Annotated in this window: 12 protein-coding genes; 9 read left to right on the top strand and 3 right to left on the bottom strand. The window is 36.7% G+C overall.

Annotated elements, in window-relative coordinates; all coding sequences use genetic code 11:
* The first annotated feature begins 21 nt into the window (after positions 1–21).
* Positions 22–1062 carry a trypsin-like peptidase domain-containing protein gene (locus IPM56_14410; protein QQS35426.1) on the top strand — a complete coding sequence of 347 codons (1041 nt, stop codon included), beginning with the start codon at positions 22–24 and terminating at the stop codon, positions 1060–1062.
* A 4-nt stretch (positions 1063–1066) separates the two neighbouring features.
* On the opposite strand, the gene IPM56_14405 is transcribed toward IPM56_14410, so the two are convergent.
* The 3 genes from IPM56_14405 to IPM56_14395 are packed head-to-tail and all read right to left on the bottom strand — an operon-like array spanning position 1067 to position 5229.
* Entirely contained in the window at positions 1067–2413 is a 1347-nt protein-coding gene (locus IPM56_14405; protein QQS38321.1) for an ATP-binding protein, read from the bottom strand.
* 9 nt (positions 2414–2422) lie between these two features.
* Positions 2423–3823: a SpoIIE family protein phosphatase gene (locus IPM56_14400; GenBank protein QQS35425.1), complete on the bottom strand. Its 1401-nt coding sequence runs from the start codon at positions 3821–3823 to the stop codon at positions 2423–2425.
* Positions 3824–3852: 29 nt separating this feature from the next.
* Positions 3853–5229 carry a sigma-54-dependent Fis family transcriptional regulator gene (locus tag IPM56_14395; protein ID QQS35424.1) on the bottom strand — a complete coding sequence of 459 codons (1377 nt, stop codon included), beginning with the start codon at positions 5227–5229 and terminating at the stop codon, positions 3853–3855.
* 225 nt (positions 5230–5454) lie between these two features.
* On the opposite strand from IPM56_14395, the gene IPM56_14390 reads away from it, so the two are divergent.
* The 8 genes from IPM56_14390 to IPM56_14355 all read left to right on the top strand — a co-directional run bounded on the left by IPM56_14390 (position 5455) and on the right by IPM56_14355 (position 16220).
* The gene (locus tag IPM56_14390) at positions 5455–5655 is read left to right on the top strand and encodes a hypothetical protein (GenBank protein ID QQS35423.1); all 201 of its coding nucleotides are present in this window, start codon (positions 5455–5457) and stop codon (positions 5653–5655) included.
* 253 nt (positions 5656–5908) lie between these two features.
* Entirely contained in the window at positions 5909–7159 is a 1251-nt protein-coding gene (locus IPM56_14385; GenBank protein QQS35422.1) for an efflux RND transporter periplasmic adaptor subunit, read from the top strand.
* A 34-nt stretch (positions 7160–7193) separates the two neighbouring features.
* The gene (locus IPM56_14380; GenBank protein QQS35421.1) at positions 7194–7883 is read left to right on the top strand and encodes an ABC transporter ATP-binding protein; all 690 of its coding nucleotides are present in this window, start codon (positions 7194–7196) and stop codon (positions 7881–7883) included.
* 20 nt (positions 7884–7903) lie between these two features.
* Positions 7904–10354, top strand: coding sequence for an ABC transporter permease (locus IPM56_14375; protein QQS35420.1), 2451 nt, complete (start codon positions 7904–7906; stop codon positions 10352–10354).
* Between the two features lie 2 nt (positions 10355–10356).
* On the top strand, positions 10357–11019 hold the full coding sequence (locus tag IPM56_14370) for an ABC transporter ATP-binding protein (GenBank protein ID QQS35419.1): 663 nt from the start codon (positions 10357–10359) through the stop codon (positions 11017–11019).
* A gap of 39 nt (positions 11020–11058) precedes the next feature.
* On the top strand, positions 11059–13476 hold the full coding sequence (locus IPM56_14365; GenBank protein QQS35418.1) for an ABC transporter permease: 2418 nt from the start codon (positions 11059–11061) through the stop codon (positions 13474–13476).
* Positions 13477–13497: 21 nt separating this feature from the next.
* On the top strand, positions 13498–15903 hold the full coding sequence (locus IPM56_14360; protein QQS35417.1) for an ABC transporter permease: 2406 nt from the start codon (positions 13498–13500) through the stop codon (positions 15901–15903).
* 26 nt (positions 15904–15929) lie between these two features.
* Positions 15930–16220, top strand: a complete 291-nt coding sequence (locus tag IPM56_14355) for a hypothetical protein (GenBank protein ID QQS35416.1) — start codon at positions 15930–15932, stop codon at positions 16218–16220.
* Positions 16221–16222: the final 2 nt, after the last annotated feature.

The following is a 16222-nucleotide window of genomic DNA, read 5'->3' as shown; positions in this document are numbered from 1 at the left end:
TTTGTTAACTAAAAAAATAAAATGAAAAAATCTACAGCTTGTTTATTGTTGTTGTTTGTGATGCTGATGAACTATTCCTGTTCAACAGTAACATATAAAACAATTTTTCCTACTTTAGATGACGGAAAGTATGACAGTGAATTTCCATATAAAGGAAGTTCCGCTGAACTGGAAGAAATAGGGCAATCAGTTTACAGAATAAACAGCACGGCATTTTACTACACATACATCTTTGACACTGAATCAAAACTTAGAATGTCAGAAGTCACTGAAGACGTATTAAAGAACAGAGCAATAAAAACAGCACTGTATGATCAGACGGCTGCTGGAACTGCAACACTAATCTCGACTGAAAATTCATCAGTTGCGTTGTTAACATGTTCGCACGTGGTTGACTTTCCCGATACAATAATCGGTTACAAACATACTGCAGACGGAAAAGTGACACAGTTTGTTGAGAGCATTTCAATAAAAGATAAACAGACTACTTACATTGCCGGTTTTCCGGGAGGCGGCGAACTGCAAGTTATCTTGTCTGACAGGAATCTTGATTTAGCAATCATTGGAAACAGGTACAGTCCTGATTTTGTTACAAGGCTAAAAACTTTAAAGTTTCCTTATGGAACCGCGAAAACACTTGAGTGGGGAACCTTCGTTTATCTTTTCGGATATCCTTTAAGTTATAAGATGATTACAAAAGCAATTGTAAGCAGTCCGAATTACGATGAACATGGATCGTTTCTCATCGATGCGATTATAAACAGGGGATTCAGTGGTGGAATCGTTCTTGCAATAAAAGACGGTGTACCGAATTTTGAACTTGTCGGAATGGTTCAGCGTGTGCCGAAGGAGGACGAAGATTATCTCCGACCTGAAGCGTTAAGCAGTGATGGCAGATATAGTCCGCTGATTCCTTATGAAGGTGAAATATATGCCGATAAAAGAATCAACATCCGTTACGGTATCGCAAAAATTATTTCCATTGAACAGATACTTGAATATATTGAAAAGCACAGGGATTACTTAAACCAGAAAGGATATTTTATCAACATACTGCGATAGGATTTCAGAACCTTAAACTAAAAACCGTTTCTTTTCCTACAACCGAATTAACCCTTATCGTTCCTCCATGCGCACGTATTATTTGCCTTGAGAGACTCAATCCAATTCCTGAGCCGTTTCGTTTTGTACTGAAAAAAGGTATAAAAATTTTCTCCTGTACATCTTCCGGTATTCCTGAACCGTTATCCATAACCTTGATAAGAATTTTTCCTTTATCATCAAGTGAACCTGTCAATGAAATTTTTGCATTCCTAATATCCTTTAATGCGTGCTGCGAGTTTATAATAAGATTAATCAGAACCTGTTCAATTAAATCAGGGTCAGCAGTTAACTCAAGAGAAAGGGGATCAACTTCACAATTAAAATCGATGCCTTGTTCCTTCAATTCTTTTTTCATCAGGGTTTCGATTCGTTCAAACAGCTTTTTTATTGAGATAATTTGAAATACCGGTCTCGGGATTTTAGTGAGATTCCTGTAATTATTTACAAAGTGAAGCAGTCCTTCACTTCTTTTAAGAATTGTATTATTTGCCGAAATGATATCCTCAAGTTCTTCTTTGTTTATATCATTATGTGAACCGGAAAAATCAGAAAGGATTTTGTTTGCTGTTGCAGCAAGGGATGAGATTGGTGTAATGGAATTCATGATTTCATGGGTTAACACACGGATTAATTTTTGCCATGCATCCATTTCCTGTTCTTCCATTTCACTCTGAATATTCTGCAGAGACACAATTGTATAAATCTGGTTCTTCAGTTTAAATGAAGAAGCGTGAACCATAAGCTGAACAAGCTCATTATCCTCAACATATTTAACGATGGTTTTTTCTCCGGAGTTCAGACTCTCGATTTTTTCAGCAAGAGATTTATTAATACTTTTTAATGAATCAATTGAAATGAGCTGGCTTACCTTTAATATTTTTTTTGCTGCATTATTTATAAACTCAATTTTCCCGTCACTGTCGAATGAAAACAACCCAATACCAACATGCTGGATTACTGTATAAAGATAGCGGAGGTTTTCCTCTTTCTCTTTACGTGTCGACTGAAAACGGTTTATGATATCATTAAACTCACTTCCCAGTTCTTTAAATGATCCGCCCAGGTTTCTTGTAGAAAAAATCTGCGAAAAATCCGAATGCTTAATTGATCCAAGGAATTTCGATAACTCCCGGTTTGTTTTGTCAACATATCTGAATAAGGAAACTAACTGGTAAATACCCGCAGCAGACAGAATGATAATGCTGGCAAGTAATTCAGTGGCGAAAATCAGATAAAATATTACCAGCAGGTTTATGCTGATTAGTGAGATCCGAAAAATAATTATCGAGCGGAATTTTGAAAGGATCATCATCCCTCATCAGGATTTGTTATCTGTTTTAACTGCTATAAAAGTCATATCATCAAATTGCGGAACACCGCGGGAGTAATTTGAAATTTCATTTGACACAGCGCGGACAAGATCTTCTGAACTCAGTCCGTTTACACGATTCATTAAACTTAAAATACTATCCTTACCAAATTCTTCGCTAAGCCTGTTCCTTGCATCAGTAAATCCGTCGGTATAAAAGAAAAGCAAATCGCCATCATTTAACTGAAGTTCAGTTTCAACAATGCTTTGTGCAAAAACATGACCATCCTCAAGTCCCAATCCGAGCCCCTGCGGTCTTATAAAAGTTGTTTGTTTTTCTTTTTCACTTACAAATATAGCAGGCTCGTGTCCGGCTCTTGCCAGTTGAAATTTTCCTGAGGATATATCTAAAACACCATAAAACATTGTTACAAATGAACCGCGTTCAATTGTGCTGTAAAGCAGGGAGTTTATTTTGATGAGTACTTCTTTAGGTGATAATTTACTCTTTGCGAATGATTGAAAAATACCTTTAGTAAGAGTCATATAGAATGCGGCTGGCAATCCTTTGCCGGAAACATCGGCAATTACAAAACCAAGTTTGTTTTCATCTATCTGTATGAAATCATAATAGTCTCCGCCGACTTCATTCGCAGGGATACATAAGCCAGCAATTGAATAGCCTTTTACATTAGGATTTGAAGTCGGTAGAAGTCTTCTTTGAACCTGCCTTGCAATTTCAAGTTCACTCGAAAGCCTTTCCCGCTCAAGTTCGCTGCTTATATCCTGCAATGTAACCAGCGTGAATCGCGTATTCCTCAGTTTAAATTCAGTTGCAAATAATGAAAGCTCAATTATTTTTTTATCCGTCTCGATTTTCAAGAGCTCGCGTTCGCCGGATTTAATATTCTTTAATGTCTGAACAAAATTTTCATTGTAAGCCGAAAGACTTTGAATATTTTTTATTTCAGATGTACCGAGTAATTCTTTTGCGGCATCATTCATTAATTCAATCTGTCCGTTATCACGAAAAGAGATCATACCGGTTCCGATATGCTTAACTATAGTCTGCAGGTATTGAAAATGTTCTTCTTTTTCTGAGCGCGCAATCTGGAACTGGTTGATCACGTTTGATAGTGAGTTGCTTAATTCATTGAAAGTCGGACCAAGATCCTGTTTAAGAAATGATTGCGAAAAATCAGAGTGTTTAACGGAAAGAAAGAATTTACTCAACTCACGGTTAGTGGTTTCTACAAATCTTATCAGTGATATGATCTGGAGTGCAACTATTACAGAAATAATAATTAATGTCGCAGCAAAAACTCCCTGCTGGTAAAGATAGAACAACAGGAATATTGTTATTGCAAGAAGCAGTACCCGGATAACAACTTTAATTCTGAAAGACTTCATTAGTTAAATTTTTTTATCAACCTGTGAAATTATAGACCGTATTTTTCCATTCTCCTGTAAAGTGATGTTCTTGTCAGCCCGAGTTCTTTAGCGGCTTTTGTAATATTACCTTCATTATCAGTAATAACTTTTTTTATCACCATTTTTTCGACTTCTTCTAAATTGTAATTATCAACAATAAATTTTTCTTCGTTTGTAATTGCACCCTGCAGAAAAAAATCTGAAGGCAGCAGTTCATCACTTTCACATAAAATGACACTTCTTTCAAGTGCATGCTGAAGTTCACGAATATTTCCGGGCCAGGAATAATGAATAAGTTTATTTATTGTCTTTTCATTTATTTTCAGATCGGGTTTATTGTACTTCCTTGTATAGACAGAAAGGAAGTGATCAGTAAGCAGGGGAATATCTTCGGTCCTTTCTCTCAATGGGGGTAATGTTATTTCGATTGTATTTATCCTGTACAATAAATCCTGTCTGAATTTTTGTTCAGAAACCATTTGATAAATCGGCATGTTCGTAGCACATATTAATCTTATATCAAACGATTTGCTTTTGTTTGCGCCGACTCTTGCAACTGTTCTGCTTTGAAGTACGGTTAGCAATTTAGATTGCAGTTCCGGCGGAATGTTCCCGATCTCATCTAAAAATAATGTACCTCCAGAAGCAATTTCAAATCTACCCGGTCTATCTTCTCTTGCGTCTGTAAATGCACCTTTAACATGTCCGAATAATTCACTTTCGAATAAAGTTTTGGTAATGGCTCCCATATCAACATTTATGAATGGTTCGCCTGAACGTCGTGATTGTTTATGAAGTGCGTGTGCTACAAGTTCTTTTCCCGTTCCGTTTTCACCAAGTATCAGTACATTTGCATCTGTTGAAGCAACTTTTTCGATTGTATGAAAAATATTCTGCATTGCAGGAGAGTTTCCGATAAGCTCGGGAAATTTTTTATTGAAATCATCCTGCATCAGCTTCTGTCTTTGACGTAGATTATTCGTTTCCAGTTGAGAATATCTCAGCTTCAATGCAGCAGAATACGTTGTAAGGAATTTTTCATTCTGCCATGGTTTCAAAACAAAATCTGTGGCACCTTCTTTTACAGCTCTTACTGCTGTTTCAACATCGCCGTATGCTGTTATCAGAATTACAATTGCGGCGGCATCATACTTAAATATTTCCTTAAGCCAGAAAAATCCTTCCTGTCCGCTTGTCATATCCTGAGTAAAATTCATATCAAGGAAAATAACATCGAAGTTTTCTGATTTTATTAATTGGGGAATATTTTCAGGATTCTTTTCTGTATAAATATAAGAGGCATGTGGTTTGAGCAATAATTTTGCTGCAAGCAGAATGTCTTCGTTATCATCGACGATCAATACTCGTCCTGAACTTTTTTCCATGCAGATTAGCTCGCCAGAAATAGGTAATAAATAATCATTTCTTAACAAGAAAGTTACTGAAATTTAAATGTAAATGTGGATTCAAAAACGGATAATATTTTTGCAATCAAAAACCATACGCACAAATAGTTCATGATTTTATTTTGTGGCACAGGAATGGCTAATTTTATTTAATCCCATGTAACTATTTTCTATCTAACGAGTCTAACCGGTATTGAGGATTTGATGATTAAAGAACTGGAAAAAGAAGAAATCAAAACTACATGTCCGCATTGCAGGAAAGAAATTTCATTTGCATGGGTTTGCAAAATTGTTTCCTCGGTTGGAATTCGCTACATGTACATTTGTACAAACTGCCAGAAGAATCTCGGTGTTTCCCATGAGAAAGATTTCAGAAGCGTAAAGCATCATCATACTTTTGCCTGAGAGTCGTAATTAATTCACATAAAAAAAAGAAATCAATTCATTAACCTTCCGGTAATATGTGCGTATTCGAACATTAGTGTAACGAATGCGGACAGTCATTTATAATGTCGTTCACTCCAGCTGCAAAATCCGGTTAATTTTCATGACAGATGGTTTATATCTGAGATACAAAATCCATTCGTATTTGATTAAAGGGCACAAAAATTGGGTTTAGCCAGGTATATTTTCCGGTAATTCTATTGTGGAGAATCAGATGGACAGAAAAATAGAAAAGAAAAATTGGACGCCTAAAAAAATAATAATAACCGGATTAGGATCGGTTTTTATCATTGTAGTTCTTTACAATTTTGTTTTGGGTGATAAAAGCACAAGACTTAATGTTGACAATGAAAAAATAACTATCGGTTCGGTTAAGTATGAACCATTCCAGGAATTTATACCAATTACAGGAACAGTACAGCCAATTCAAACTTTCTTTCTCGATGTAAGTGACGGAGGAAGAGTAGTTGAAAGATTTGTTGAAGAAGGCGCATTTGTTAATGCAGGAGATCCAATCGTAAAGTTTGACAACGCGCAATTAACACTCAGTATTATCTATAACGAAGCAAATGTCTTCCAGCAGATCAATAGCTTGCGAAGTACACGATTAGCATTTGAACAAAATAAATTAAACCTGCAGGGTCAGCTGCTTGATCTCGATTACCAGATACTCGAACGCAAAAGAGTTTATGAGAATAACACAAAACTTTTTGAAAAGAATCTTATTTCGAAAAATGAATACGATCTTTCCAAAGATCAGTTCGAATATATGGTACGGAAAAAAGCCCTGACTATGGAAACATACCGCCAGGATTCGATATTCAGAGCTGAACAAATAAATCAACTTGAAATTTCAGTTCAGCAGCTTCAGCAAAATCTTGGCGTGACAAAAACTCAGCTTGAAAATCTTACTGTTCGCGCCCCGATCAAAGGTCAGTTAACTTCTCTTCGCGCCGAAATTGGTCAGTCAATTTCTCCGGGACAAAATCTTGGACAGATTGATGTGATCGATTCATTTAAAGTAAGAGCATCGATCGATGAACATTACATTGCAAGAGTAAATCCCGGGCAGACCGGCGAATTTACTTTTGCTGGAGAAACCTATAACCTGATTATTAAGACAGTGTACCCCCAGGTTGCCAACGGCAGATTTGAAGTGGACATGCATTTTACTGGTACAGTGCCTACAACTATAAGACGCGGACAAACACTTCAGATACGGCTTGAGCTCGGTGAATTATCTAATGCTCTCACTGTTGAAAGAGGAGGCTTTTATCAGACAACAGGCGGACAATGGATTTTTGTTGTTGATAATTCAGGAGACTTCGCAATACGCCGCGATATAAAACTGGGTCGTCAGAACTCACAGGTATTTGAAGTGTTAGAAGGATTAAAAGAAGGTGAAAAAGTAGTTACATCTTCTTATGAAAATTACAGGGATATTGAAAAATTAGTTTTAAAATAAAAACAGGAATTAATAATTAAAAAGGAGCATCCAAATGTTAAAGACTGCAAACCTGAAAAAAATCTACACAACTGAAGAAGTTGAAACGACCGCATTAAACAATGTGAATATCGAAATTGAAAAAGGAGAATTTGTCTCAATAATGGGCCCATCTGGCTGTGGCAAATCAACTCTGCTGAACATACTTGGTTTACTTGATAATCCGAGCGAAGGTGAATTTTATTTTCTTGACAAGGAAGTATCTAAGTATTCAGAACGTCAGCGCGCGCAGATGCGAAAAGAAAATATCGGGTTTGTGTTTCAAAGTTTTAATCTGATTGACGAATTAACAGTTTATGAAAATGTCGAGCTTCCTTTGTTATATCTCGGTCACTCCACATCAGAAAGAAAAATTAAAGTGAATGAATCATTGGAGAAAATGGAAATAATGCACCGTGCAAATCACTTTCCCCAGCAATTATCCGGCGGTCAGCAGCAGAGAGTCGCAGTTGGTCGTGCAATTGTCGGTAACCCGAAATTAATTCTGGCGGATGAACCAACCGGTAATCTTGATTCAGCAAGAGGCGATGAAGTAATGAATCTTCTTACAACTCTCAATTCAAACGGAACTACAATTGTAATGGTAACACATTCACCTACATACGCAGAATATGGCAACCGTGTTATTCATTTGTTCGATGGACATGTAGTAACGGAAAATTATAAAGAAAAATTTCACGTGTAATTAAGTAACGGGGATAAAAGTTGTTACGGAATTATTTAAGAATATCACTCAGGAATCTGAAGAAAGAAAAAGTTTCTTCGGTAATAAATATTGTAGGACTTGCTGTTGGTCTTACCTGTTTTATTACGCTTGCACTATTCGTTTATGACGATCTGAGTTATGATAAAGGTTATAACAATTCAGAAAATATTTATCGTGCCGGATTGAAGATCGTACTTAATGGAACCGAGGCAATTGGTTCTAAAACTGCCGGACCGTTAGGACCAACTCTGTTAAAGGATTTTCCTGAATTAGAGACATACGCAAGAATAGGATATTTCGGCAACCAGATTTTTGAGTACGGGGAAAAGTCGCACAGGGAATGGAGCATCTACTGGGTTGATTCAACTTTTTTTGATGTGTTCAGTTTAACTTTTATCAGAGGCGATGCAAAAACAGCATTAACCCAGCCGAACTCAATTGTAATAACAGAAAAGATAGCGCAAAAATATTTTGGTGATGAAAACCCGATAGGTAAAATTCTTGTTTCAGATCAGAAAGGCGGTTACAAAGTAACAGGAGTTATAAATCCTTTTCCGCAAAATTCACACTTCAGGTGTGAAATTTTAGCTTCAATAATTACTTACCCGATTATTGATGAACCAATATGGCTTGAATCATGGTACAGTACGTACATTGTTTTAAAGAATGGAACTGATCCAAAAATCCTTGAAGAAAAAATTAATAAAGCTACACCTGAGTATGTCGGTTCACAGGTTCAGGCTGCACTTGGTGTATCGCTTGAAGAAGTTCTTAACAATGGAAATGAATACAGGTTCTTTCTTCAGCCGTTCGAAGATATATATCTGTATTCAGATGAATATGGAATTGATCCGAACACTGAATGGGGTGATGTAAGGACAAGCAATGCATCATACACTTATGCATTTTCAGCGATTGCGGTTTTCATATTGCTACTCGCCGTCATTAATTTTATGAACCTTGCTACAGCAAGATCTGAAAGAAGAGCAAAAGAAGTAGGGATAAGAAAGACGCTTGGTTCAAGTAAGCTGAAACTTATGCTCCAGTTTTTTATTGAATCAATTCTGATGAGTGTTATAGCAATAATTATTGCACTTGCTTTGCTTGAATTAACTCTGCCTTCATTTAACAGGTTTGTCGGAAGGGACCTTCAATTAAACCTGTTCAGCAGTCCTTACACCATTCTATTACTTAGTGGTTTTGCTCTCTTGGTCGGGGTACTTGCTGGAAGTTATCCCGCTCTGTATCTCTCTTCATTCCAGCCGATACATGTTTTAAAATCAGGTTCATCAACAGGCAGAAGAAAAAGTTATTTCCGCAATTCATTAGTAGTCGTTCAATTTTCTGTATCCATTTTAATGCTTGTCGGCACAATGGTTATTAAAAATCAGCTGGACTTTATGCAGGATAAAAATCTTGGATTTAAAAAAGATCAACTGGTATTAATACACAAACCAGGTTTAACCGGATTTCTTCAAAATAAAATTGAAGCATTAAAAAATGAATTTCTAAAAAATCCCGGAGTTGTAAGCGTTACAAATTCAGCGCGGATGTTTGATCCCGGCATACCGGGTCATGGTTATATCTTTAACCAGACAACAAGCACAGAGCCAATACCTATGCAGGTTGTTCAGGCAGATTATGATTTTCTAAATACATACCAGATCGAACTGGCATCCGGAAGATTTTTTTCAAAAGAATTTCCGTCTGATACTTTAAATCTACTTGTTAATGAAGCGGCATTGATTGATTTTGGAACGACCGATGTACTCGGGAAAACTCTGAACCAGATAAAAAGTTATTCGGATGCAAAATCATATTCGATAATAGGAGTTGTTAAAGACTTCAATTATGAAACTCTGCACAAAAAGGTTCGTCCTTTAGTTATCATTTTAAACCCCGAAGTAGAAAATTCCGGCACTATTTCAGTTCGAATCAGACCTGAAAACATGCAGGCAACTATAAGTTACCTTGAGAGTGTATGGGATGAATTTACAAACAATGAGTACTTCAATTATTCATTTGTTGATGAACATCTTGCTTCACTTTATGAACGTGAAGAAAAAACCGCATCAATCACTTCAATCTTTTCCGTGCTTGCAATTTTTATAGCATGCCTCGGACTTTTTGGTCTTGCTGCATTTGTTACTGAACAAAGAACCAAAGAGATCGGAATAAGAAAAGTTCTTGGCGCATCTGTTCCTGAAATTATAATACTCCTATCAAGAGAATTTGCTTTGTGGGTTTTAATAGCGAACATCATAGCATGGCCGGTTGCTTTCTTTGTAATGAATAACTGGCTTGAGGGATTTGCTTTCAGAATTAATTTAGATATAACTGTATTTCTGTTTGCCGGTACAACAGCACTCATCATAGCGTTAATCACTGTCAGCATGCATGCTGTCAGAGCCGGGATTGCTAACCCGGTTGAATCACTTAGGAATGAATAATTATGATCAAAGTAAAAAGTTTAGAAAAGCATTACTCCAATAAGTTTTCAAAAGCATTTGTACTTAGGAACATTAATATTGATATAAAGCAGGGAGAATTTGTATCGATCATGGGTCCCTCCGGTTCAGGCAAATCAACATTGCTCTATATACTGGGTATGCTTGATTCAGAATACCAGGGCGAATACTTTTTTAATGAAGAAGCGGTGCACAAGCTTAATGAAAAACAGTTAACCGAATTGCATAAATCAAAGATCGGTTTTGTATTTCAAAGTTTTCATCTTATAAACGAGTTAACAGTTTATGAGAACCTTGAAATGCCTCTGCTTTATCAAAAGGTTCCGGGTGAAGAAAGAAAAAGCAGGATTGCTGATCTGCTTGACAGGTTTAATATCGTAGCGAAGAAAGATCTTTTTCCCGAACAGCTTTCAGGCGGGCATCAGCAGTTAACTGCTATTGCGCGTGCAATAATCGGTGAGCCTGAATTAATTCTAGCGGATGAACCTACGGGAAATCTTCACTCCGACCAGGGAAAAGAAATTATGGAATTATTAAAGAACCTGAATAACAAAGGTAAAACGATTATACAGGTTACTCATTCAGAATTTAACGCATCGTTCGGTGACAGAATAATTAAACTGAATGATGGATGGATTGAAAATTAATTATTAACCGGGGAAAATTTTCAGGATACGGAGAAAATAATGATTCAGAACTATCTTAAAATAGCGTTTAGAAACCTGATCAAATTCAAAGCATATTCATTAATAAATATTCTTGGACTTGCCACCGGTACAACTGCCTGCCTGCTTATACTACTTTATGTACAGGACGAACTGAGTTTTGATCTGCATCATAAAAATGTCGACAGGATTTACAGGGTGTACGCTGATGCAATGCTCGGCAATAACAAACTGAACTTTGCAGTTAGTTCAGCGCCGATGGGTGCGGCACTTGTGCAGGATTATCCCGAGGTTGAAAATTATGTCCGGTTGCAGCCATCGCAAAATATGTTGATCAGGTATGAAGATAAAGTTTTCACAGAAAACAGGTTCTTATGGGCTGACTCAACTTTATTTGATGTTTTTACAATTCCGGTTATCGAAGGTGATCCTAAAACAGCACTTACACAACCGCATTATCTTGTTCTTACTGAATCATCCGCAAAAAAATATTTTGGTGAAGAAGATCCGATTGAAAAAAACTTAATATTTGAAAACGGACAATTGTACAAAGTCACAGCGGTAGTTGAAGACTGCAAACCCAACTCACATTTTCATTACGATATGATTGCTTCGATGACAACGCTGGAACACAGCAGAAGCACATATTGGATAAGCAATAATTTTTATACTTACGTCTTGTTCAAAGAAGGGTATCCAGCCGGGGAATTTGAAAAAAAACTTCCTGATGTTGTTAAAAAATATGTAGGTCCTCAAATGGCGCAAGCTATGGGAGTTAGTTTTGAAAAACTTGAAGAACTTGGCAACAAATATGATCTACACATTCAGGCATTAAAAGATATTCATTTAAAATCTGCACTTGATTATGAACTTGAACCGAACGGCAATATCGAATACGTATATATCTTTTCAATAATTGCGGTGTTTATACTTCTTATCGCCTGCATAAATTTTATGAATCTTGCAACCGCCAGATCATCGATGAGATCAAAGGAAGTCGGAATAAGGAAAGTACTCGGATCAAATATTTACCAGCTTGTAAGACAGTTTTTGACTGAATCAGTTTTGCTCAGTTCAATTTCGGTTATACTTGCCGTTACTTTTGTTGAACTTCTTCTTCCTCTTTTCAACCAGGTATCGGGTAAAGAATTGGAGACAGCTTATTTTACTGATTGGAATTCTATTCCAATGCTTTTACTCATTGCGGTTATTGTAGGAATAATTGCAGGCAGTTACCCGGCATTTTATTTATCACACTTTCAGCCGATTGAAGTATTAAAAGGTAAATCAGGTTCAGGCAAAAAAAGTTCATGGTTAAGAAGCGGGCTTGTGGTATTCCAGTTTTCAATTTCAATAATACTGTTTGTAGGAACAATAGTAGTCTATAATCAACTGAATTTTGTAAGAGAAAAACGATTAGGATTTGATAAAGAACATGTACTGGTAATCGAAAGATCATGGGGCCTTGAAAGTAAAGCAGAATCATTCAGAAATGAGTTACTAAACAATCCCAATATTATTAGTGCCAGCAATTCAGGTTCAATGCCGGGAGAAATTTATGGTCAAACTGTATTTCAGCCCGAAGACAAACCTGCTGAATCTAAATTTCCTTTATCAACTTCGGTTTCGGGTTACGGTTTTGATAAAACACTTGGAATTGAACTATCTGAAGGAAGATATTTTTCAAAAGAATTTCCGTCGGATACTTCTGCCATAATAATTAATGAAACAGCAGTCAAACTTATGAATTTAACAGACCCTGTAGGTAAAAGATTGTTGTTGTTAGGACCGACTCCTGAGGAAAGTATTCCGTTTACAATTATAGGTGTGGTTAAAGATTTTCATTTTGAATCTCTTCATCAGTCAATCAGACCATTGACTATATTTTTCAGATCGACTGAGAATGCTTACACGTGTGTAAGATTAAAGCCCGGTGATATCGCGAAAACAGTTTCTTTCATAGAATCGAAATGGGAAGAATTTGTCCCTGACAAACCTTTTATTTATTACTTCCTTGATGAAAGTTTTGACCAGTTATACAGAACCGAACAACGCACCGGTGAAATCTTTACAGCATTTTCTGTGCTGGCAATTTTTATAGCTTGTTTAGGTTTGTTCGGACTTGCAGCATTCACCGCTGAAAGAAGAAGCAAAGAAATTGGTATAAGAAAAGTATTGGGTGCAACAACTCCGACAATTGTTTACCTGCTTTCTAAAGATTTTACAAGATGGGTATTGCTTGCTAACATCATCGCCTGGCCTGTAGCATATTACATTACAACAAGCTGGCTTGAACAGTTTGCATACAGAATTTCACCCAATGTTACAATGTTCATCATTGCCGGATTACTTGCACTGCTTATTGCTATCAGTACTGTCAGCTACCAGGCAATTAAAGTCGCGGTTTCAAATCCGGTGGACGCATTACGCAATGAATAAAAAAATTATTCAGGAATAAGGATGTTTAAAAATTATTTAAAGATTGCTTTCAGAAATCTTTTGAAGAATAAAATTCATTCCGCAATTAATATTGCCGGGCTGATAATCGGAATTACCTGTGTGGTATTAATATTTCTTTTTGTAAGTGATGAACTTAGTTACGACAGGTTTCATTCAAAGAAAGACAGGATTTACAGGGTAATTGAAAAAATTGATACCGAAGGTCAAGGTGAAGAATCATCAAGCAATCCTTTCCCGGTGGGACCTACACTTTATAATGATTATCCGCATCTGATTGAAGCATACGTCCGGTTCTTTAACTTCCAGGCTCCGTCATTAACTCTGCAGGTCGGTGATAAAAAAATAAATGAGAAGAAAATTTATTTCGCAGACTCAACCTTGTTTAAAGTATTTGATTTTCCGCTGGCGCAAGGTAATCCTTCAACAGCTTTAGCAAGTCCAAACTCTATAATACTTACTAAAGAACTTGCGAGAAAATATTTCGGTGATTCTGATCCTTTAAATCAAACCATGTTATTTGAAGGTCAATTCAGTCTTAAAGTGACAGGAGTGTTTGATGAACTGCCTTCTCAATCTCATTTCAATTTTGAATGCCTGATCTCCTTCACAACAGTTTACAATATTTACGGACAGGGGATAAATAACAACTGGGTGTGGAACCCTAACTGGACTTATGTTCTGCTAAAAGAGAACATCGATCCAAAAGAACTTGAAGCGCAATTTCCGGAGTTTATACAGAAATATTATCCTGCGTTTATTAAACCGCAGATCACTCATTACCTGCAGCCGTTAACTGATATTCATTTAAAATCAGACCTGGATTATGAAATGCAGCCAAATGGTGATGAAGCCGATATATACATTTTCGGTATCATAGGATTTCTGATACTATTCATCGCCTGTATTAATTTTATGAACCTTGCAACAGCCAAATCTGTTAACCGTGCGCGTGAAGTCGGAATGAGAAAAGTACTTGGAGCAAACCGCATTCAGCTTATCAAACAGTTTTTAGGTGAATCAGTTTTGATGAGTCTTATCGCGGTTTGTGTGTCAATTCTTTTTATAGAAATACTCTTACCGCTCTTCAACAGTTTATCGGGCAAAGATCTTTCCGCAGCATTCTGGTCAGAGCCAATGATTGTCGCCGGCTTAATAATATTCGGAGTTATTGTCGGATTGATCGCGGGGATTTATCCGGCATTTTTTCTTTCATCAGCTGAACCGGCTACTGTACTAAAAGGCACAAAGAAACTGGGAATGAAAAGTGAATTCTTCAGAAAAGGTCTGGTGATCATTCAATTCACAATCTCACTTGGATTAATAATCAGTACAATGATCATTTACGATCAACTAAATTTTCTGCGTAATGCTGATCTTGGTTTCGATAAATCGCAGGTGATAGTAATGCCTACACGTCCTCCGATAATTCCAAAAGCAGAAAGTTTTAAAGAAGAGGTTTTAAGGAATCATAACATCCGGAACTTCACTGTTATGAATGAAATTATAGGTGAACACCACAACACTCACGAGTTTAATTATGAAGGAATGGAAGCCGGCAAATGGATTTACTTTCCTGCATTGATGGTGGATGAAAAATTTGTTGAAACATTTGATATTAAAATTATTGCCGGAAGAAATTTTTCCAAAGAAATAATAACGGATGATTCACTTGGGCTGCTGATAAATGAATCGATGGTGAGACATTTAGGATGGGGTTCACCGGATGAAGCGATCGGCAAACAATTTTATACACCGCTCGGACAGGAACGTGTTATCGGAGTTTTCAGGGATTTTAATTTTGTCTCTCTTGTTGAACCTATCGGTCCGTTTGTTCTCGATATGCCTGCAAAACCTTTTATCGGCTTCTTTAAAAAGTTTTTTGCGGTGAAAGTCTCCACTAACGAAATTAATTCAACACTAAGTTACCTTGAAAAAACATGGTCATCCTATTTCCCTGAATATCCCTTTGAATATTCTTTTCTCAATGACAACCTTGATTATCTTTATAAATCACAGGATAACCTCGGCTCATTGATCGGATACTTTTCACTGCTGGCAATAATTATAGCATGTCTTGGATTATTTGCGCTGGCATCATTCACTGCTGAAAAGCGGACAAAAGAAATTGGTATAAGAAAAGTTCTCGGTGCATCTGTTACGGGGATAGTAGGGCTATTGTCAAAAGAGTTTTTAATTCTGGTTATTCTTGCAAACCTTATAGCCTGGCCTGTTACATACTTTGTTATGAATAACTGGCTGGAAAGTTTCGCATACAGAACATCAATAGATGTATTTACTTTTATAACTGCTGGTCTCATCGCAACGCTCATAGCATTGTTAACTGTCAGCTATCAGTCGATTAAATCAGCATTGGCAAATCCGGTAGAATCATTACGAAGTGAATAAACAAAAATTATGGAAAGGAAAAAAACATGAGTGAGATATGTGTCCCCATTCCGCACTTTGCCGGAAAAGATATTGCAGAAGTTGAAGTTAAAATAGGCGATAATAAAACGCAGTTTAATTTCAGGCTTGAATCATTCCCATGGCAATCAGATGAAGATCTTGATGATGCCAGGAAAAATTCCGCTGAAGAGAAAATCCTCAGTCTTAAATCAATGATAGAAAGTTATGATAAAGGCTGGGAACTTGTTCAGATACTTACACCACCTACAGGCGCTAAACACATTCACGTACTATTCCGCCAGCGCAAGAGTAATTAATA

Source organism: Ignavibacteriales bacterium, from assembly GCA_016700155.1.
Taxonomy (GTDB): Bacteria; Bacteroidota; Ignavibacteria; order Ignavibacteriales; family Ignavibacteriaceae.
This window is presented reverse-complemented; position numbering and strand designations above follow the sequence as displayed.

What these genes read in the sequence shown, in the direction of transcription:
- IPM56_14370 (QQS35419.1), top strand. Translation starts at nt 10,357, where the DNA reads ATGATCAAAGTAAAAAGTTTAGAAAAGCATTACTCCAATAAGTTTTCA.
- IPM56_14405 (QQS38321.1), bottom strand. Translation starts at nt 2,413, where the DNA reads ATGATCCTTTCAAAATTCCGCTCGATAATTATTTTTCGGATCTCACTA.
- IPM56_14355 (QQS35416.1), top strand. Translation starts at nt 15,930, where the DNA reads ATGAGTGAGATATGTGTCCCCATTCCGCACTTTGCCGGAAAAGATATT.
- IPM56_14360 (QQS35417.1), top strand. Translation starts at nt 13,498, where the DNA reads ATGTTTAAAAATTATTTAAAGATTGCTTTCAGAAATCTTTTGAAGAAT.
- IPM56_14410 (QQS35426.1), top strand. Translation starts at nt 22, where the DNA reads ATGAAAAAATCTACAGCTTGTTTATTGTTGTTGTTTGTGATGCTGATG.
- IPM56_14395 (QQS35424.1), bottom strand. Translation starts at nt 5,229, where the DNA reads ATGGAAAAAAGTTCAGGACGAGTATTGATCGTCGATGATAACGAAGAC.
- IPM56_14390 (QQS35423.1), top strand. Translation starts at nt 5,455, where the DNA reads ATGATTAAAGAACTGGAAAAAGAAGAAATCAAAACTACATGTCCGCAT.
- IPM56_14380 (QQS35421.1), top strand. Translation starts at nt 7,194, where the DNA reads ATGTTAAAGACTGCAAACCTGAAAAAAATCTACACAACTGAAGAAGTT.
- IPM56_14365 (QQS35418.1), top strand. Translation starts at nt 11,059, where the DNA reads ATGATTCAGAACTATCTTAAAATAGCGTTTAGAAACCTGATCAAATTC.
- IPM56_14385 (QQS35422.1), top strand. Translation starts at nt 5,909, where the DNA reads ATGGACAGAAAAATAGAAAAGAAAAATTGGACGCCTAAAAAAATAATA.
- IPM56_14400 (QQS35425.1), bottom strand. Translation starts at nt 3,823, where the DNA reads ATGAAGTCTTTCAGAATTAAAGTTGTTATCCGGGTACTGCTTCTTGCA.